The organism is Polaribacter sp. (genome assembly GCF_024639685.1).
Classification (GTDB): domain Bacteria; phylum Bacteroidota; class Bacteroidia; order Flavobacteriales; family Flavobacteriaceae; genus Polaribacter.
Genome location: NZ_JAHEHX010000019.1, coordinates 547,501 through 565,427 on the forward strand (window position 1 = coordinate 547,501; position 17,927 = coordinate 565,427).

Annotated in this window: 17 protein-coding genes; 4 read left to right on the top strand and 13 right to left on the bottom strand. The window is 30.5% G+C overall.

From position 1 onward, the window contains the following. Positions 1 to 48: 48 nt before the first annotated feature. Positions 49 to 1,437: a dihydrolipoyl dehydrogenase gene (gene lpdA / locus Q0L44_RS08530; RefSeq protein ID WP_296637530.1), complete on the top strand. Its 1,389-nt coding sequence runs from the start codon at positions 49 to 51 to the stop codon at positions 1,435 to 1,437. A gap of 173 nt (positions 1,438 to 1,610) precedes the next feature. Continuing rightward, complete coding sequence (locus Q0L44_RS08535; protein WP_296637531.1) at positions 1,611 to 2,213, top strand: hypothetical protein; 603 nt, start codon at positions 1,611 to 1,613, stop codon at positions 2,211 to 2,213. On the opposite strand, the gene rlmF is transcribed toward Q0L44_RS08535, so the two are convergent. Together rlmF and bshC are read right to left on the bottom strand one after the other, a co-directional pair. Further along, positions 2,210 to 3,064, bottom strand: coding sequence for a 23S rRNA (adenine(1618)-N(6))-methyltransferase RlmF (gene rlmF, locus Q0L44_RS08540; RefSeq protein ID WP_296637533.1), 855 nt, complete (start codon positions 3,062 to 3,064; stop codon positions 2,210 to 2,212). The genes Q0L44_RS08535 and rlmF overlap by 4 nt on opposite strands. After that, complete coding sequence (gene bshC / locus Q0L44_RS08545) at positions 3,064 to 4,656, bottom strand: bacillithiol biosynthesis cysteine-adding enzyme BshC (protein ID WP_296637535.1); 1,593 nt, start codon at positions 4,654 to 4,656, stop codon at positions 3,064 to 3,066. The genes rlmF and bshC overlap by 1 nt, the downstream gene beginning before the upstream one ends. Positions 4,657 to 4,859: 203 nt before the next feature. On the opposite strand from bshC, the gene Q0L44_RS08550 reads away from it, so the two are divergent. Beyond that, positions 4,860 to 7,331 carry a M14 family metallopeptidase gene (locus Q0L44_RS08550; protein ID WP_296637536.1) on the top strand — a complete coding sequence of 824 codons (2,472 nt, stop codon included), beginning with the start codon at positions 4,860 to 4,862 and terminating at the stop codon, positions 7,329 to 7,331. A 70-nt stretch (positions 7,332 to 7,401) separates the two neighbouring features. Here Q0L44_RS08550 and Q0L44_RS08555 read toward each other — a convergent pair whose 3' ends face one another. The 11 genes from Q0L44_RS08555 to Q0L44_RS08605 form a co-directional block, all read right to left on the bottom strand. Further along, positions 7,402 to 7,857: a DUF3575 domain-containing protein gene (locus Q0L44_RS08555; protein ID WP_296637633.1), complete on the bottom strand. Its 456-nt coding sequence runs from the start codon at positions 7,855 to 7,857 to the stop codon at positions 7,402 to 7,404. A gap of 44 nt (positions 7,858 to 7,901) precedes the next feature. Next, positions 7,902 to 9,218, bottom strand: coding sequence for a 30S ribosomal protein S12 methylthiotransferase RimO (gene rimO / locus Q0L44_RS08560; RefSeq protein WP_296637538.1), 1,317 nt, complete (start codon positions 9,216 to 9,218; stop codon positions 7,902 to 7,904). A 57-nt stretch (positions 9,219 to 9,275) separates the two neighbouring features. Continuing rightward, positions 9,276 to 10,922: an amidase family protein gene (locus Q0L44_RS08565; protein ID WP_296637539.1), complete on the bottom strand. Its 1,647-nt coding sequence runs from the start codon at positions 10,920 to 10,922 to the stop codon at positions 9,276 to 9,278. Between the two features lie 88 nt (positions 10,923 to 11,010). After that, positions 11,011 to 11,982, bottom strand: coding sequence for a signal recognition particle-docking protein FtsY (gene ftsY / locus Q0L44_RS08570; protein ID WP_296637541.1), 972 nt, complete (start codon positions 11,980 to 11,982; stop codon positions 11,011 to 11,013). Between the two features lie 191 nt (positions 11,983 to 12,173). After that, on the bottom strand, positions 12,174 to 12,326 hold the full coding sequence (locus Q0L44_RS08575) for a DUF4295 domain-containing protein (protein ID WP_015480564.1): 153 nt from the start codon (positions 12,324 to 12,326) through the stop codon (positions 12,174 to 12,176). A 53-nt stretch (positions 12,327 to 12,379) separates the two neighbouring features. Further along, positions 12,380 to 12,562 carry a 50S ribosomal protein L33 gene (rpmG, locus tag Q0L44_RS08580; protein ID WP_159948248.1) on the bottom strand — a complete coding sequence of 61 codons (183 nt, stop codon included), beginning with the start codon at positions 12,560 to 12,562 and terminating at the stop codon, positions 12,380 to 12,382. A 30-nt stretch (positions 12,563 to 12,592) separates the two neighbouring features. Continuing rightward, a complete protein-coding gene (gene rpmB / locus Q0L44_RS08585) occupies positions 12,593 to 12,832 on the bottom strand; it encodes a 50S ribosomal protein L28 (protein ID WP_296637545.1) in 240 nt (79 codons plus the stop codon). Positions 12,833 to 12,910: 78 nt separating this feature from the next. After that, positions 12,911 to 14,158 (bottom strand): competence/damage-inducible protein A, encoded by a 1,248-nt coding sequence (locus tag Q0L44_RS08590; protein ID WP_296637547.1) that lies wholly within the window; start codon positions 14,156 to 14,158, stop codon positions 12,911 to 12,913. 53 nt (positions 14,159 to 14,211) lie between these two features. Then, the gene (locus Q0L44_RS08595) at positions 14,212 to 14,820 is read right to left on the bottom strand and encodes a fumarylacetoacetate hydrolase family protein (RefSeq protein ID WP_296637548.1); all 609 of its coding nucleotides are present in this window, start codon (positions 14,818 to 14,820) and stop codon (positions 14,212 to 14,214) included. A 109-nt stretch (positions 14,821 to 14,929) separates the two neighbouring features. Next, entirely contained in the window at positions 14,930 to 15,799 is an 870-nt protein-coding gene (gene purU / locus Q0L44_RS08600) for a formyltetrahydrofolate deformylase (protein WP_296637550.1), read from the bottom strand. A 30-nt stretch (positions 15,800 to 15,829) separates the two neighbouring features. After that, a complete protein-coding gene (locus Q0L44_RS08605; protein WP_296637551.1) occupies positions 15,830 to 16,669 on the bottom strand; it encodes a 1,4-dihydroxy-2-naphthoyl-CoA synthase in 840 nt (279 codons plus the stop codon). 69 nt (positions 16,670 to 16,738) lie between these two features. Here Q0L44_RS08605 and Q0L44_RS08610 point away from each other — a divergent pair, with 69 nt between their 5' ends. Then, positions 16,739 to 17,896 carry a hypothetical protein gene (locus Q0L44_RS08610; protein ID WP_296637553.1) on the top strand — a complete coding sequence of 386 codons (1,158 nt, stop codon included), beginning with the start codon at positions 16,739 to 16,741 and terminating at the stop codon, positions 17,894 to 17,896. Positions 17,897 to 17,927 lie beyond the last annotated feature (31 nt).

Consider the following 17,927-nt stretch of genomic DNA (forward strand, 5'->3'; position numbering starts at 1 on the left):
TTGTTTAATTTTGTCACGTTATAAAGACCAAATAAGAAAAAATATAAAATGAAATACGACATCATCATTATTGGAAGTGGACCTGGAGGATATGTAACAGGAATTAGAGCATCTCAACTAGGTTTTAAAGTAGCAATAGTAGAAAAAGAATCTTTAGGAGGTATTTGTTTAAACTGGGGTTGTATTCCTACAAAAGCACTATTAAAATCTGCTCAAGTTTACGACTACCTTAAGCACGTAGATGAATATGGTTTAAAAGCTGAAGTTATAGATAAAGATTTTAATGCCGTAATAAAAAGAAGTAGAGGGGTTGCAGACGGTATGAGTAAAGGTGTGCAATTCTTAATGAAAAAAAATAAAATTGATATAATAAACGGTTTTGGTAAAATAAAAACTGGAAAAAAAGTAGCTGTTACTGCAGAAGATGGTAGTGTTACAGAATACTCTGCAGATAACATAATTATTGCAACTGGAGCACGTTCTAGAGAATTACCTAACCTTCCACAAGATGGGGGAAAAGTAATTGGGTATAGAAAGGCAATGACATTGCCTAAACAACCAAAATCAATGATTGTAGTTGGTTCTGGTGCAATTGGTGTAGAGTTCGCTCATTTTTACAATACTATGGGCACAGAAGTTACAATTGTAGAGTACATGCCAAACCTTGTGCCAGTCGAGGATATTGATATTTCTAAACAATTTGAACGCTCTATTAAAAAATCTGGTATAAAAGTAATGACTAATTCTTCAGTTGAATCTGTAGATACTAGTGGTAAAGGAGTAGTTGCAACTGTAAAGACTAAAAAGGGTGAAGAAAAACTTGAAGCTGATGTTTTATTATCTGCAGTTGGAATAAAATCGAATATAGAAAATATAGGATTAGAAGATGTAGGTATTATCGTAGATAGAGATAAAATTTTAGTGAACGATTACTACCAAACAAATATTCCAGGTTATTATGCTATTGGAGATGTTGTTCCTGGACAAGCTCTAGCACATGTTGCCTCTGCAGAAGGTATTACTTGTGTAGAAAAATTAGCGGGTTTACATGTAGAACCAATTGATTATGGAAATGTTCCTGGATGTACTTATGCTACTCCAGAAATTGCATCTGTTGGATTAACAGAAGCAAAAGCAAAAGAAGCTGGGTACGATTTAAAGGTTGGTAAATTTCCTTTTTCTGCCTCAGGAAAAGCAAAAGCTGCAGGAACTCCTGATGGTTTTGTAAAAGTAATTTTTGACGCAAAGTATGGAGAATGGCTTGGTTGCCATATGATTGGAGCTGGTGTAACAGACATGATTGCAGAAGCTGTACTAGGAAGAAAACTAGAAACAACAGGGCATGAAGTACTAAAAACAATACACCCCCACCCTACTATGAGTGAAGCAGTTATGGAAGCAGTTGCTGATGCCTATGATGAAGTTATTCATCTATAGATTTTGACAGTTCAAAAAAAAAATAATCTTAAAAGAATTATCACAGTATTTTTGAAGAAATATATTTAGATAGAAGAAAAGCTAAAATGGGAAGTGAAGTCGATGGAGATTTAACACAACAAGGCTATTACATAGACAATGAAAAGACAGTTAGATAATATTTAATATTTTTTTTGATTACAAATATCCCAAAATTTAGAAGTATTCTTTTTAAAGCACTACTTAAACTTGTTATTGCAGGATGTTTTATTGGTCTTTTTAAAAAGCATGATTTGGCTATTGCTGTTCTTTTAATGGTTAAAATATGCTACAATTGTTACAAAGAAATACTAGCACCTAAAAAAAATAAAAACTGGCTTCTACTTATAGGAATGTTTTTAACTGGCTTTGGCGGAATTGTTGGAGAAACCTGGGGTGTTACCAATGGATATTGGGAATATCATGAAGTAACAAAATCAATACCTTTATGGGTCCCTTTTGCTTGGATGTTAGTTTTTCACTTCTTGTACAAACTAGAGAGTAATTTAATTACACTTTTAGAAGAACAAACGCAAAAAAAAAAAATTCTACTCGCTATAATTTTAGCACTTGTTTTACCTGCCTTTAGTGAAGTTATTACAATTCAATTAGGAGTTTGGACCTACTATTGGCCTTATCAAATTTTTGGAGTGCCTTTATATGCATTTCTGTGTTTACTTTTTGTGCATATGTTGGTCTATATCATTTTACACTTTATATGTAAGAGGTATAAAATAAACGATATTGTCTATCACTAAAATCTCCAACAAGCTATTCTTGTCACTTTATTTCCTTGTTGCATAGGAATTACCTTAAATTCTTTAACACCTAGTTTTTTAGAAGAAGATTGTAAACTTTCTATATTATCTTTCTTAGAAACTAAGCTTGTAAACCATTTACTTTTTTTAGGCTGAAGAGAACTTTCATATAAATAGGTGTGCAAAAATGCCTTTTCACCTCCTACATACCAAAGTTCATTGTTATTACCAGAAAAATTTCGAACAGCATTATTCCCTAAATTTCTACTTTTCCTTTTATTCGCACCTTGCGCTTCTTCTGCAGATTTATAAAAAGGAGGATTACACATTGTAGCAGAAAAGGAATCAACATCTTCCAAAATATCTTTTAAAATATGTGCTTCATTAAACTGCTGACGCAATTCTATTTGGTCTGTAAAGTTATTGTCATCTATAATTTCTTGAGCAGTATCTAATGAATCTAAATCAATATCTGTTGCTACAAACTTCCAATTATATTCTGCAACTCCTAAAAGCGGATAAATACAAGTTGCACCTGTACCAATATCTAAAATTTTAATCTCTTTTTCATCTAACAATAAATCCTTTAAATGATGAATATAATCTAATCTTCCAGGTATTGGAGGACACAAATTTTCATCTGGAAAATCCCAAACAGAAATAGTATCATAAGAGAATAGTAAAGCTTTATTTAATTCTTTTACAGCAATTGGATTCGAAAAATCGATAGTAACAGAATCGTATGTATTGGTGATTACAAATTCTTTTAAATTAGGATTTTGTTTCACTAACAAATTTAAATCATACCCTTGATTAAATCTGTTTTTTGGATGAAGGCCTTTGTTTTTCATTAAATTTCTAAGATTGTAAATTCTAATTGTAAAGGCTTTAACTCCTCTTTTAATATTGCTAAAAATGATGCTCCGTATTCTAAATAATAGTTAGAAAAATTACGTTGACGTTCTTCTAAAGATTCATTAGGTAAAATTTCATTTTGTAAGAGAGTAATTCTGTCTACCAAGTCTTTTTGTCGTCTTTTTTCTGCTTTTAGCAATCGTTTTTCAAGGTTTTCTAAACCTTTTATTTGCTTTCTTTCTTGTGCATTAACCGCATTTAAAAAAGTAACATCTGTTTTTTGAGCAACCTCTTTTAAATCTTTAAACTGCGATTTTAAAAATTCAATTTTTGCTGAAAAATCAGTTTCTATAGATGTATTTGTAATCACTTTCTGAGAAATTAAATCAAACTGATTTAAAAATAATTTCTTTTTAGAAATAGTAAGTTTATCTAATTTTCTAGATTGTTTGTTAGTTATAACTTGCACTGAGTTTCTTAGTAATAAAATCGGAAAAGGAACTTGTACCTTATTAAAATATGCTTTTAGTTCTAACCAGTAAGCTAATTCTCCTCCTCCACCAATATAACAGAGATTAGGTAAAATCACTTCTTGATATAAAGGTCTCATTATTACATTAGGAGAAAATGCTAAAGGATTATTAGTGACCTCTGCCAATATTTCGTCTTTCGTAAACGTAATTTCTGTGTTGTTTACTTTATAAGTATCATTTTCAAAAATGATTCTTTCTCTAAAATCATCGCCCAAATAAAATAAGTTGATTTCTCTTGGGTTAACTTGTATTTTATAATTTTTCTCTAATTCTTCTATAGATTTTGTAACTGCAGTGAAAGAAGTTTCTTCTTGCAACTCCTGTTTTATAAATGGCGTAAATAGATTTTTTAAAGCTACATCATCACTATCAACAATAATTAAACCATACGTTTTAAAAATTTCATTGACTATAAAACGTGTAGCATCTGCTAAATTTTGGTGTTCTAAATATCCTTTAGAAAAAAGATTTTTTAAATATTCCGCATTTTTTGAATTCCCTAAATGATTTGAAAATACCTGAAACACTTCTTCTAAACCTTCAGTAGAGAATCGACCTACAGCTCCTCCATCATTTCTATTCCAAGTTACTTTTTTACCATCAAAATTAAAATAGTTAATCTCTTCAAAATCATGATCTTCTGTAGCCATCCAATAAATGGGTACAAAGTTTTTGTCTGGAAATTTATCAGACAATTCTTCACATAAGTTTATGGTAGAAAATATTTTATATAAAAAATATAATGGGCCTGTAAAAAGATTTAATTGATGCCCAGTTGTAATGGTGAATGTTTCTTTCTTTCTAAGTAACTCAATATTTTCTTTTGTAGCTTCAGAGATACTAAACTCATCATATTGTTGCGTTAGAGCATTCGCTAAAATTGTTCTATTTTCTGAAGAAAATGATTTTTCCTTTTCTATAATCTGATTCTGAAATCCTTCTAAATTTGGAAAATTATTATAATAAGGTTTTAAGTTTTTATTTTGCTCCAAATAATGATGCATTATTTCTGAAAAAAAGCCTGTTTCTTGAAAAGGGATGTGTGTTACTTTCATAATTAATAACTCCTTTTTTTGCAACACTCAGAATCTGACATAGAAATCGTATAGTTTGGTTAAATTTTCGATAAAAATACAACTATTTTAAGTGATTTTAAAAAATGTAAAACGCTCTAACATATTTTTAACTCCTTCCTTAAATGCTTACTGTAATTAGTAAATTATATTGCTTACTTTTGGTGAAATTCAAATTTAAATTCATGAAAATTAAGGCTTTTATTCTTTTATTTTTTGTTTCATCTATTGCTGTTTTTTCGCAAACAGTTAAATCTCCTGCAGAATTTTTAGGTTATGAAATTGGCTCTAGATTTACAAGACATCATCAAGTAGTAGATTACTTTAAGTATGTAAGCAACTCATTACCAAATGTTAAATTGGAAAAATATGGTGAAACTAATGAACATAGAGAATTGTATGTAACCTATATATCTTCTCAAGAAAATATAGACGATATAGAAAACATCAGAAAAGAAAACCTTTCGCAAACAATATCTAGTAATACAAGTACTAATGACAAAGCCATTGTTTGGTTAAGCTATAATGTACATGGAAATGAAGCTTCTAGTACTGAAGCAGCTATGCTTACGCTTTATGATTTAGTTACCAATAAGAAAGAGTGGTTAAAAAATACCTTTGTAATTATAGATCCATGTATAAATCCTGATGGTAGAGATAGATATGTAAATTGGTACAATCAAGTAAAAAGTACTCCTTTTGATATTGCTCAAGATGCAAAAGAACATCATGAACCTTGGCCTGGAGGAAGACCAAACCATTATCTATTTGATTTAAATAGAGATTGGGCTTGGGCAACACAAGTAGAAAGTCAGCAAAGAATTGAAATATACAATAAATGGATGCCTCATATTCATGTAGATTTCCATGAACAAGGTATTAATAATCCATACTACTTTGCACCTGCAGCAGAACCATTTCACGAAATTATTACAGATTGGCAACGTGATTTTCAAACACAGATTGGAAAAAATCATGCTAAATATTTTGACAAAGAAGGTTGGTTATATTTTACCAAAGAAAGCTTTGATTTGCTATACCCAAGTTATGGAGATACCTACCCTACTTTTATGGGTGCTATTGGTATGACTTATGAACAAGCAGGTCATGGAAGAGCTGGTTTAGGTATTAATACTGATGAAGGAGAAGTATTAACGCTAAAAGACAGAGCTTCACATCATAAAACAACAGGATTATCTACAGTCGAAATTGCTTCTAAAAATGCTGAAAAATTAAATTCAGAATTCAAAAAGTATTTTAATAATGATAATATTACCTACAAGAGTTTTGTAATTAAAAACGAAAATCAAGATAAGATAGATCGTTTAAAATTATTACTTGACAAACATGAAATAGCCTATGAAAATGCCAATAATGTTTCTGTAAAAGGTTATAATTATGCAACTCAGAATGAAACTAAATTTAGTGCATCAAATAAAGATTTGGTAATTCATACAGATCAACCAAAAGGAAAAATGGTAAATGTTTTGTTTGAGCCATCAGCTAAATTGGAAGATTCATTAACCTACGATATTACAGCTTGGTCTTTACCTTATGCACATGGCTTTAATGCAATAGCCTCTAAAACTAAAATTGATTCTTCTAAAAGTAACTCTGTAAATACAGTTGTAAATACTATAAATAAGAATGCATATGCCTATATTTCTAAATGGAATAGTATAAAAGACGCGACATTTCTTGCTGATATCTTAAAAAATAATATTGTTCCTAGATTTGCTACAAAACCTTTTAATGCGAATGAAATTGCTTATGAAAGAGGAACCTTAATTATTTTAAGAAATGACAATAGAAATGAAAATTTCGATGCAAAACTCTTAGACATTGCAAATCAAAATAAAAGACAATTAAATTCAGTTACTACAGGTTTTTCTGATGCAGGAGTAGATTTCGGATCTTCTGCAGTACAACCCATCAATAAGCAAAAAGTAGCCTTACTTTCTGGTGAAGGCACATCTTCTTTAAGCTTTGGTGAAATATGGCACTTTTTCGAAACTGAATTAGAATATCCTTTAACCATTTTAAATTCAGACTATTTTAGCAAAACAGATTTCTCTAAATATGATGTAATAATTTTACCTAATGGATACTATAGCAGTATTTTAAATACAAATACTTTAGAAAAATTAACCGCTTTTGCAAGATCTGGAGGTACAGTAATTGCAATAGGTTCTGCTTTAAATAGTTTTGCTGATAAAAAAGGCTTTAGTTTAAGTAGAAAAAAGCTTGAGGATAAAAAAGAAAATAACTTAATGCCTTATGCAGGTCAAGAAAGAAATAATGTAGCTAATCTTATTACTGGAGCTATTTTTAAAAGTACAATAGACACTACACATCCTTTAGGTTTTGGATATAGCAATGCATACTTTTCTTTAAAATTAAGTGGCAGCGCTTATAATTATTTAAATGGAGGTATTAATGTAGGTTATTTTGGTAAAAGTGCTACTAATGTATCTGGGTTTGCAGGTAAAACAGCTTTACAAACCGTACCTGAATCTCTGTTATTTGGTGTTGATGAAAAAGGAAGAGGAAGCTTTGTTTATATGGTAGACAATCCTTTATTTAGATCCTTTTGGGAAAATGGAAAACTATTTATAGCAAATGCCATTTTCTTATTAAATTCTGATAAATTAAAGTAATTTTAATAAGTTTAATAAAAAAACCGCTCTATAATGAGCGGTTTTTTTTATATCGTTAAACAGAAACAACTTACCATGCATAACCAATTGATACTCCAATGGCTGCTGATGTAGTATTTAACCCTGAAAGAGTGTCTCCTCCTGTAACAAAACCAAGTCCTGCAAAAACATCAACTAAAAAACCGCTATCCCACACCCATTGATGTCCAGCTTCTCCACCAATACTAAAAACACTAGCAGAGGTATTAAAATCGTCTTCTAACGAAAAATACCCAACACTTGGGCCAGCATGCCATCCTTTGAGGGCTTCTTTAGTAGAAAAATAAAATCTGTATTCTGCTCCAACCCCGAAACCTTTAATCCCAGGTACCCCGTAATAAATACCTGAAATAGTAGCTGTTTGACTATCGCTTGTCGTAAATTCATAACCCGCATTTGCAACTCCAAAGGCTAAACCTAATGGGTTTACCTTAATAGCATTCGTTTGTGCAGAAGTAGAATTGAATACTAAAAAGCATAAAAAAATAAAAAAAACTTTTTTTTAACACATTTTTATTGATATTTACATTTTTATGATTTCACTGGAACTCCATATAAATCATAATCTCCAGCTTCATAAATTTCAACATCTATAAAATCACCAATTTTAATATAATGTTCTCTAGCATCTACTAAAACATCATTATCTACATCAGGGGAATCAGATTCTGTTCTTCCATAAAAATACTCACCATCTTTTCTATCAAATAAACATTTAAAGGTTTTTCCAACTTTCTGCTGATTCAGTTCCCATGAAATTTGAGACTGAACATCCATAATTTCGTTTACCCTTTTAAACTTAACTTCTGCTGGCACATCATCCTCTAAAACATAAGCTCCCGTGTTTTCTTCATGCGAATACTCAAAAGCACCTAATCTTTCAAAACGCATTTCTTCTACCCAATCTTTTAATTCTTGAAACATTTCTTCTGTTTCACCTGGATAACCTACAATAAGCGTTGTTCTTATTGCCATTTCTGGCACAGCCTCTCTAAACTTGTGAATTAAAGCTGTTGTTTTTTCATGAGTTGTTCCTCTTTTCATAGACTTTAACAACTCTGTATTTATATGTTGTAAAGGAATATCTAAATAGTTACAAACCTTAGGTTCACGTTTCATAACTTCTAAAACATCCATAGGAAAACCTGTAGGAAACGCATAATGCATTCTAATCCATTCAATTCCTTCTACTTTTACAAGCGCTTCTAATAGTTCTGCTAACGCACGTTTTTTGTAGATATCTAACCCATAATAAGTTAAATCTTGTGCAATTAACATAATTTCTTTAATCCCTTTCTCAGCTAATTTAGTGGCTTCTGTAACCAAATCTTCTATTGGTGTAGAAACATGTTTACCACGCATTAAAGGAATTGCACAAAAAGAACAAGGTCTATCACAACCCTCAGCAATTTTTAAATATGCATAATGTTTAGGTGTAGTTGTTAAACGTTCACCAATTAATTCATGTTTGTAATCTGCCTCTAAAACTTTTAATAAGTTAGGCAAATCATGAGTACCAAAATATTTGTCAACATTAGTTATCTCTGCTTCTAAATCTGGCTTATAGCGTTCACTTAAACAACCAGAAACAAAAACTTTATCTACCTCTCCTGCTTCTTTTCTTTTTGCATAGTGCAAAATAGTATCAATTGATTCCTCTTTTGCTTTACCAATAAATCCACAAGTATTGATAACTACAATGTTTCCATCATCATTTACATCTTCATGAACCACGTTTTTACCATTGGCTTTTAATTGGCCCATTAAAACTTCACTGTCGTAAACGTTTTTAGAGCAACCTAAAGTAACTACATTAATCTTATTTTTTTTGATGGTTTTTGTACGCATTCTGTTTTTATTTAAGCGAGTGCAAAAATAGTACTTTTTAAATGATTGATATTCTTTCTATTGATAGTTTTTAGGCATTTTTCTTGCTTTTGTCAATTGCTCAAAAGCATAGCCCAATTCTAATAAATTTCTTTCATCAAATGGTTTACCCACAAAGGTTAAACTAATTGGTTCTCCAGAAGTTTTATATCCCATAGGAACCGTTAAAGTTGGGTGAAAAGAAACAGCCGCTATACCTGAGTGATAATTATTTATAGATAAAATTGCATCTAAATTTTCTGCTTCTAGAGCTTGTAAATACTTCTCTGCTTCCAATTTTAAATTTGCTTTAATAACTTCTAATTCAGCTAATGTAGTTTCATCTTTTACAATTCCATCAAACAATTGTTGACCATAAGGTGCCCTTAAAATAGAATCTTTTTTATTAAACTCAATTACATCTTTTACATTTTTAATAAATAATGATTTATCTGCTTCACTAGCTAGGTACTTAGGTAAATCATATTTCATATCGATATTTAAAAGAGTAATAAAACCATTAAATGAAATTTGAGGTGGTGTAATTTCTACAATTTCAACGTCAACTTTTCTCATCTTTTCTATGTTTAAAGCATAAATAGAATCTCCTAACAAGGGTTTTAAAACACCAAGTCTTTTGCCTTTAAAACTATTTGGTAATCCATTTTGATAATACGCTTCATCTATCTCTTTTGATTTACTATCATCTTTATCATAACCGCTCATAGCATTCATAAAAATGGCATTATCAATTACATTTTTAGTCATAGGTCCAGGAGTATCTAAAGTACTAGAAATTGGCACAATACCTGACCTGCTTAAAACACCAATTGTAGGTTTTAAACCAACTACAGAATTCTGGCTTGAAGGTGATGTAATAGAACCCGAAGTTTCTGTACCTACTGCAGCCACTGCAAAATTAGCAGCTACTGTTACTCCACTTCCTGCAGAACTTCCTCCAGTTTCGAATTCAGCTCTTCCATATGGATTTAAGGTTTGACCTCCAATTGCTGAATAACCTAGAGGACAGCTTGAACAAAAGAAATACGCCCATTCACTTAAATTTACTTTTCCTAAAATTAGAGCACCATTTTCTCTAAGTTTTTCTACGATAAAGGCGTCAGTTTTAGTGTAATTTCTTTCTAAAGCTAAAGCACCTGCTGTTGTTGGCATTTCTTTTGTGTTGATGTTGTCTTTTAACAAAACAGGCATTCCAAACATAGAAAATTCTGAAATAGTATCTTTATTTAAGTCCTTTTCTCTAGCTTCTTTTAAAACATTAGGATTTAAGGATATAATTGAGTTTAAGGATAAAGTTGAATCACTTTCAAATTTTCGAATTCGATATAAATAGAACAAGGTTAATTTTTCATAAGATAACTTGCCCTCTTTTACATGATTTTGTAAAGTAGGAATATCTTGTTCTAAAATTAACGGCTTTAATTCGTTATAATTTTCTTCTGAAAACTTGGCTAAGTCATACTGAAATGGTTTGTAAACCTCATTCATGTCAATTACTTTAGACTGAAAAAGTTTAAATTTCATTCTTCCATTTTGATGATTTTGTTGTGCTTCAATAGCAGCAGATTCATCATATTTTTCAAATTGAAACTCAGGTTCTTTTTCTTGAGGTTTGCAAGAAAATAGTACAAGTACAGAAAATAAAAATAATAGTGATTTTTTCATTGTAGTAAATTTATACCCAAATATAAGAAACAAAAAACACCTTTTATGAAAAACATAAAAGGTGCTATAATAATTTAGTTGAATAAGGCTACTTAAAAAAAGAATCTACAAATTCTACCTTATTAAAAACTTGTAAATCATCGATACCTTCACCTACTCCAATATATTTTACAGGAATTTGAAATTGATCGGAAATACCAATGACAACCCCACCTTTTGCTGTACCATCTAATTTAGTAACTGCTAAACTTGTAACCTCTGTAGCTTTAGTGAATTGTTTAGCTTGTTCAAAAGCATTCTGACCTGTAGAACCATCTAACACTAATAAAACATCATGTGGTGCATCAGCAACTACCTTTTGCATCACTCTTTTAATTTTTGTAAGCTCGTTCATTAAGTTTACTTTATTGTGTAAACGACCAGCTGTATCAATAATAACAATATCAGCATCTTGCTTTACAGCAGAAGTTAAGGTATCAAAAGCTACTGAAGCAGGATCTGAGCCCATTTCTTGACGAATGATAGGCACATCTGTTCTATCTGCCCAAACTTGCAATTGATCTATAGCTGCTGCTCTAAACGTATCTGCAGCGCCTAAAACTACTTTTAAACCTTGCTTTTTAAATTGGCTTGCTAATTTACCTATAGTAGTAGTTTTACCTACACCATTTACACCAACAACCATTAAAACATAAGGCATTTTCTGATCATCCTTTTTAGGAATCTCAGGAATTGAAAAATCAGTTTCATTACCAACATTAGTTTCAGATAACAAACCAGCAATTTCTTCACGAAGTATTGCATTCAATTCATCTGTACCCACATATTTATCTTTAGCTACTCTTGCTTCTATTCTATCAATAACTTTTAAGGTAGTATTTACACCAACATCTGATGCTACTAAAACCTCTTCTAAATTATCTAATACATCATCATCTACTTTAGATTTACCTGCAACTGCTTTAGAAAGTTTACCAAAAAAACTTTCTTTTGTTTTCTCTAATCCTTTATCTAAAGTTTCTTTTTTCTCTTTTGAAAATATTTTCTTAAAAAAACTCATATATTTTATTGTTTCAAATATCAATTTAAAAAAGATATTTAATTTATTGTAATAGCAATTAACTATTAAATTAGTGCTATAAAAAGCTGTTAATCAATTATTAATTACTGTATAAAAGTACGTAATTATAAGGCATAAAAAAAACTACTTCTTATTTCTAAAAAGTAGTTTTAATATTTTATATAAGCTGATTATTTTTTTGCTAAAAATTTATCAACTTCTGAAGGATCCATAATTGCTTCAACAAACATGTAAGCTCCTGTTTTTGGAGACTTCACCATTTTTATTGCTTTACTTAATCTTTTTGATCCTGTTTGTAACGATGCTACTGATTTCTTTGCCATATTAAAATGTTTTTAATCTATGTGCTCTGTTCTGAGTTCTAGATTGTTTAGAATTACTTAATTTCTTTGTGAACAGTCATTTTCTTTAAGATAGGATTAAATTTCTTAACCTCTAATCTATCTGGAGTGTTCTTTTTGTTCTTAGTTGTAATGTATCTAGAAGTACCCGCTTGACCAGATGCTTTGTGCTCTGTGCACTCTAAAATTACTTGAACTCTGTTTCCTTTTTTTGCCATCTCTGTATATTTTTATTAGCTAGAACCTAATTATTTTGTTAAAAATCCGTTAGCTCTTGCTTCTTTGATAACTGCAGAAATTCCTTTCTTGTTAATATTTTTTAAAGCAAATGCAGATACTTTTAAAGTTACCCATTTATCTTCTTCTGGAATATAAAAACGCTTGGTCATTAAATTAGCGTCAAATGTTCTTTTAGTTCTATTTAATGCTTTAGAAACATTGTTTCCAACCATTGCTTTTTTTCCTGTTAATTCACAAACTCTAGACATCTTCTTAGACAGTTTTATAGTGTTATCTCTAAACGAGGTGCAAATCTACAAATAAATCTAATTGTGAACAAAACAATTTTACGAATTTTTTAATATTTCTTTCTCTAGCATTTCTAATGCTTTGTTTACTGTTTTATCGATAACTCTTCCCCTTGGCTTTCCGAAATTAAATTCTTCTACTAAAACAGAATTCTTTGTGGCTACAGCAATAAAAACAACCCCTACACTTTTGTTATTATGATCTGTGGTTGGCCCAGCATTACCTGTTACTGCAATTGCATAATCTGCCTGTAACTTTTCTTGTACTCCAAGCGCCATTTCTTCGGCTACTTCTTTACTAACAACAGTATTTGTTGAAATAGTATTTTTAGCTACACCAAGTAAACTTTGTTTAGTTTCTGCAGAGTAAGCTACTATACTACCTTTAAAATAAGCCGATGAACCTGCTACAGAAATTATTGTTGCAGCAATTTTACCACCGGTTAAACTTTCTGCTGTGGCAAGCGTTTTATTTTTGTTTTTTAAAAGTGCACCTATCTTATCTTCTAACTTCCCTCCTTCATCAAAACCACTAATAATATCTGGTATTAAAGTATACAACTTTTCTATTTGCTTATTTATTCCGTTTTCTAAAAGAACTTTATCATCTCCTTTTGCAGTTAAACGCAAACGAACTCTACCATAATTTGGTAAATATGCTAGTTTTATAAACGATGGCAAATTATTTTCGAATTCGTCTATTCGTTCTGCAACCACGCTTTCTCCTTGACCATAAGTCATAATTGTTTTATGAACTATAAAGGGTAATTTAAATTGTTGTTGAATTTTTGGCAATACTTCATACTGCATTAACCCTTTCATTTCATTAGGCACACCAGGCAAAGAAACAAAGACAGTATTGTTTTCATAAAACCACATTCCAGGTGCTGTTCCATATAAATTTTTAAGCATAGTAGCCTTAGTAGGTAACATACCTTGCAATCTGTTAGATTCTCCAAATGGAATTTTATATTTTTTGAATAACTGCTGAATATGATCTACAACTTTAGTATTCAACTCTAAATGATCATTAAAATAAGAAGCTATAGTATGCTTAGTAATATCATCTTTTGTTGGACCTAAACCTCCAGTAAGAATAACAATATCTGCTCTATCTTCCGCTTCTTTTAAAGCATTTAAAATATGTTGTTTATCATCTTGAATAGAAGAAATTTGATAAACTGAAACACCAATTTTATTCAATTCTGTTCCTATCCATTGTGAATTGGTATCTACAATTTGACCAATTAATATTTCATCTCCAATTGTAATGATTTCTGCTTTCATTTTTTTTAAGTTAACCTCTTACTAATTTCTAATGTTTTACAACACTATAAAACCTACTTCACTCTAATATTAAAAGCTTCTTTACCTTCTATAACTCCTTTTAAATTATCATTCTCTGAAACTTTCCCAACTCCTGCTGGTGTTCCCGTAAATAATACATCTCCCTTTTTTAAGGTAAAATATTGAGAAACATAAGCAATAAGTTCATCTACTTTCCAAAGCATAGATGTTGTACTCCCATCTTGAACGATTTCATTATTCTTGTACAATTGAAAATTCAAATCATTGATTTCAAAATTTTCTTTCGCATAAAAATCGCCAATTACAGCACTACCATCAAATGCTTTGGCTTTTTCCCAAGGCAACCCTTTTTCTTTACATTTAGCTTGCACATCTCTAGCTGTAAAATCGATTCCTAAACCTACTTCGTCATAATATTTATGCGCAAATTTGGCATCAATATGTTTACCAACTTTATTGATTTTTACCAAAACCTCAACTTCATAATGAACATCATTAGAAAAAGGCGGAATGAAAAACGGATTTTTTCTAGGTAAAATAGCTGAGTCTGGTTTTAAAAAAACAACGGGATTTTCTGGCTTTTCATTTGCTAATTCTTCGATATGTTTTGCGTAATTGCGCCCAATACAAATTATTTTCATTATAATTCTTTAATTTCCCCAGAGGGAAAAAATATACTCTTATTTTTTTACTCTTAGGCTGTTCTTTATCCAAAAAACTTTCTTCCTTTTGGAAAAATTAGATCGAATTTTATTCTCCTGTTTCAGGAAATACAATTGCCCTGTTTCCAGAAACAATAATTTGGTTATTTAAATGATATTTTACTGCTCTAGCCAAGACTAATTTCTCAGTATCGGCACCAATCCTTTTTAACGTTTTTGTAGTACTTTCATGATTTATATGTTTTACATCTTGATCTATAATTGGCCCTTTATCTAAATCTTCTGTAGCATAGTGTGCTGTTGCCCCTATTAACTTTACACCTCTTTGATATGCTCTTTCGTAAGGATTTGCACCTTGAAAAGCTGGTAATGATGAATGATGAATATTTATAATTCTTTCTTTATAATCATTAATAAAACTAGAAGATAAAACTTGCATATACCTGGCCATAATAATTAAGTCGATGTTATGAGCCTCTAATAATTCTCTTACCTGTGACTCTTGCTGTAGTTTTGTTTCTTTTGATATTGGCAAATGATAAAAAGGAATACCAAACATGTCTGCAACATATTTTAATTTATTATGATTGCTAATCACCAATTTTACATTACAATTCAGTCCGCCTTCTTTAGACCTTTCTAGTAAATCATATAAATTATGACTTGTATGAGAAACCATGATTGCAACATTCTTTACTTCATCTCCGTAATTTACAGACCATTTGAATGCTAAAGGTGTAGCCAATTTTAAAAAATCTTGTTCTAAATTCGATTTAGAAATAGTGGCACCTACTGTATTTAAGCGAATTCGCATAAAGTAAGTGTTCTCTAAAGCATTTACATATTGCTGACAACTTAAAATATTGAATCCTTTCTCATAAAAAAAACTAGTAATTTTTGCTACCAATCCTTTTTGATCTGGACATTGAATTAAAAAAGTAACTACTTGAGCGTTCATTGTTTAAATTATATTATGATTTGTAATTGGCTATGGAATCCACCTTTTTGGAAAGTTTGGCTTTCTTTTTTCTAAAAATGCATCTCTACCCTCTTTTGCTTCATCTGTCATGTAAGCTAAACGTGTTGCTTCACCAGCAAAAACTTGCTGACCGACCATACCATCATCTGTTAAATTCATAGCAAATTTTAGCATTTTTATAGAAGTAGGACTTTTTTCTAAAATTTCTTGGGCCCATTCAAAAGCCGTACTTTCTAATTCATCATGAGGTATTACAGCATTTACCATTCCCATTTCATACGCTTCTTGAGCAGAATAATTTCTACCTAAAAAGAAAATTTCTCTTGCTTTTTTCTGACCCACCATTTTTGCTAAATAAGCAGAACCATAACCACCATCAAAAGAAGTTACATCTGCATCTGTTTGTTTAAAAATGGCATTTTCTTTAGAAGCTAAAGTTAAATCGCAAACAACATGTAAACTATGACCACCACCAACAGCCCAACCAGGAACAACAGCAATCACTGCTTTTGGCATAAAACGTATTAATCTTTGAACTTCTAAAATATTTAAACGATGATACCCATCATCACCCACGTAACCTTGATGCCCTCTCGCTTTTTGGTCTCCTCCAGAACAAAAAGAATAAACACCATCTTTAGTGCTTGGCCCTTCTGCAGATAGTAAAACTACTCCTATTGAAGTATCTTCACCTGCATCATAAAAAGCATCGTATAATTCTTTCGTTGTTTTGGGTCTAAAAGCATTTCTAACATTAGGTCTGTTAAATGCAATTCTTGCTACACCATTACATTTTTTATAAGTAATGTCTTCATATTCTTTAGCAACTTTCCATTCAGGTTGTATCATATTTTTGTATTTTGTGCGTTATTGTTACCTATAAAACTTCGTTGTTTACAAAAATAAACATTCTAACTTATGATTAAGAAAACACTATCACTTATATTTCTACTTTTTTGCTATAATAGTTTTTCTCAAAACATAATTACAAAAGAATTAGAATCTGATATTTTAGTAACTACAAGAAATCTTAGAATCTATATTCCTGAAACGTATGAAAAAGATATCATTAAGAACTACCCACTAACAGTAATTTTTGACGAAGAGTATTTATTTGACACCTATGTAGGTAATGCAATTTTACTTGCAAAAAAAGACAAGGCTCCTAAGCAAATTATTGTGGGTATTTCTATGGACGAAAGCAGAAATAAAGATATTTCTTTTGATAGAAATTCTGGAAAACTTTCTACAACTGCAAACTACTTTTATGAATTTGTAAGAGACGAAGTTATTTTCTACATGGAAAGTAATTACAGAACATCACCATTTATAAGTATTGTTGGGTATGGCTATTCTGCAAATTTGGTGACTCACTATTTAAAAGAAAACACAGCATTTATTAATGCCTTTATATGTATAAATCCAAGTTTCTCTGATTTTATTGGTCAAGAATTAGCTAGGTATAATATTCCTAAATTTCAAAAAGAAGACAATACTTTTTATCTCTACACAAACAATGCAAGCTCTTTTTCAGGGGAAAAACAACTAAAAATAGATCAGGTTCAAAAAGGATTATCTGGTTTAGATATTAAGAATTTTAGTATTATTAACGATATTATTGAGACATCTAGCTCAGTTTCTGCAATTGGTGAAGCAATACCAAGAGCCATGACCAAAGTTTTTGAAATGTATTCTGCAATCTCTAAAGAAGAATATGAAAAAAACATTAAAGAGCTTTCCCCTGAAGATGCTATTTATTATTTAGAAAACAAATATTTAGAAATTGAGTTTCTCTTTGGAACTAATTTGGGAATCAGAGAAAAAGACATTTATGCCATAGAGAATATTGTGATTGAGAAAGAGAATGGTGATAAATTGAGAGATTTTGGTAAAATGATTTTAAAACTTTACCCAACTTCGCCTTTGGGAGATTATTATATTGGTTTATATTATGAAACAGGTAAAATGTTTAAAAAAGCCTTGAAATACTATAAGATTGGGTATGGTAAAATGAATCCTGCAGATCCTAATGCAGATGCTTTTTATGAGAATATTTTAAGGTTGAGAAGACAATAATTTAGTTAGCAGTCAAAATTTATTTTAATAA

What these genes read in the sequence shown, in the direction of transcription:
- rimO (WP_296637538.1), bottom strand. Translation starts at nt 9,218, where the DNA reads ATGCGTACAAAAACCATCAAAAAAAATAAGATTAATGTAGTTACTTTA.
- Q0L44_RS08575 (WP_015480564.1), bottom strand. Translation starts at nt 12,326, where the DNA reads ATGGCAAAGAAATCAGTAGCATCGTTACAAACAGGATCAAAAAGATTA.
- Q0L44_RS08605 (WP_296637551.1), bottom strand. Translation starts at nt 16,669, where the DNA reads ATGATACAACCTGAATGGAAAGTTGCTAAAGAATATGAAGACATTACT.
- rpmG (WP_159948248.1), bottom strand. Translation starts at nt 12,562, where the DNA reads ATGGCAAAAAAAGGAAACAGAGTTCAAGTAATTTTAGAGTGCACAGAG.
- Q0L44_RS08595 (WP_296637548.1), bottom strand. Translation starts at nt 14,820, where the DNA reads ATGAAAATAATTTGTATTGGGCGCAATTACGCAAAACATATCGAAGAA.
- ftsY (WP_296637541.1), bottom strand. Translation starts at nt 11,982, where the DNA reads ATGAGTTTTTTTAAGAAAATATTTTCAAAAGAGAAAAAAGAAACTTTA.
- Q0L44_RS08550 (WP_296637536.1), top strand. Translation starts at nt 4,860, where the DNA reads ATGAAAATTAAGGCTTTTATTCTTTTATTTTTTGTTTCATCTATTGCT.
- purU (WP_296637550.1), bottom strand. Translation starts at nt 15,799, where the DNA reads ATGAACGCTCAAGTAGTTACTTTTTTAATTCAATGTCCAGATCAAAAA.
- rlmF (WP_296637533.1), bottom strand. Translation starts at nt 3,064, where the DNA reads ATGAAAAACAAAGGCCTTCATCCAAAAAACAGATTTAATCAAGGGTAT.
- rpmB (WP_296637545.1), bottom strand. Translation starts at nt 12,832, where the DNA reads ATGTCTAGAGTTTGTGAATTAACAGGAAAAAAAGCAATGGTTGGAAAC.
- lpdA (WP_296637530.1), top strand. Translation starts at nt 49, where the DNA reads ATGAAATACGACATCATCATTATTGGAAGTGGACCTGGAGGATATGTA.
- Q0L44_RS08590 (WP_296637547.1), bottom strand. Translation starts at nt 14,158, where the DNA reads ATGAAAGCAGAAATCATTACAATTGGAGATGAAATATTAATTGGTCAA.
- bshC (WP_296637535.1), bottom strand. Translation starts at nt 4,656, where the DNA reads ATGAAAGTAACACACATCCCTTTTCAAGAAACAGGCTTTTTTTCAGAA.
- Q0L44_RS08565 (WP_296637539.1), bottom strand. Translation starts at nt 10,922, where the DNA reads ATGAAAAAATCACTATTATTTTTATTTTCTGTACTTGTACTATTTTCT.
- Q0L44_RS08610 (WP_296637553.1), top strand. Translation starts at nt 16,739, where the DNA reads ATGATTAAGAAAACACTATCACTTATATTTCTACTTTTTTGCTATAAT.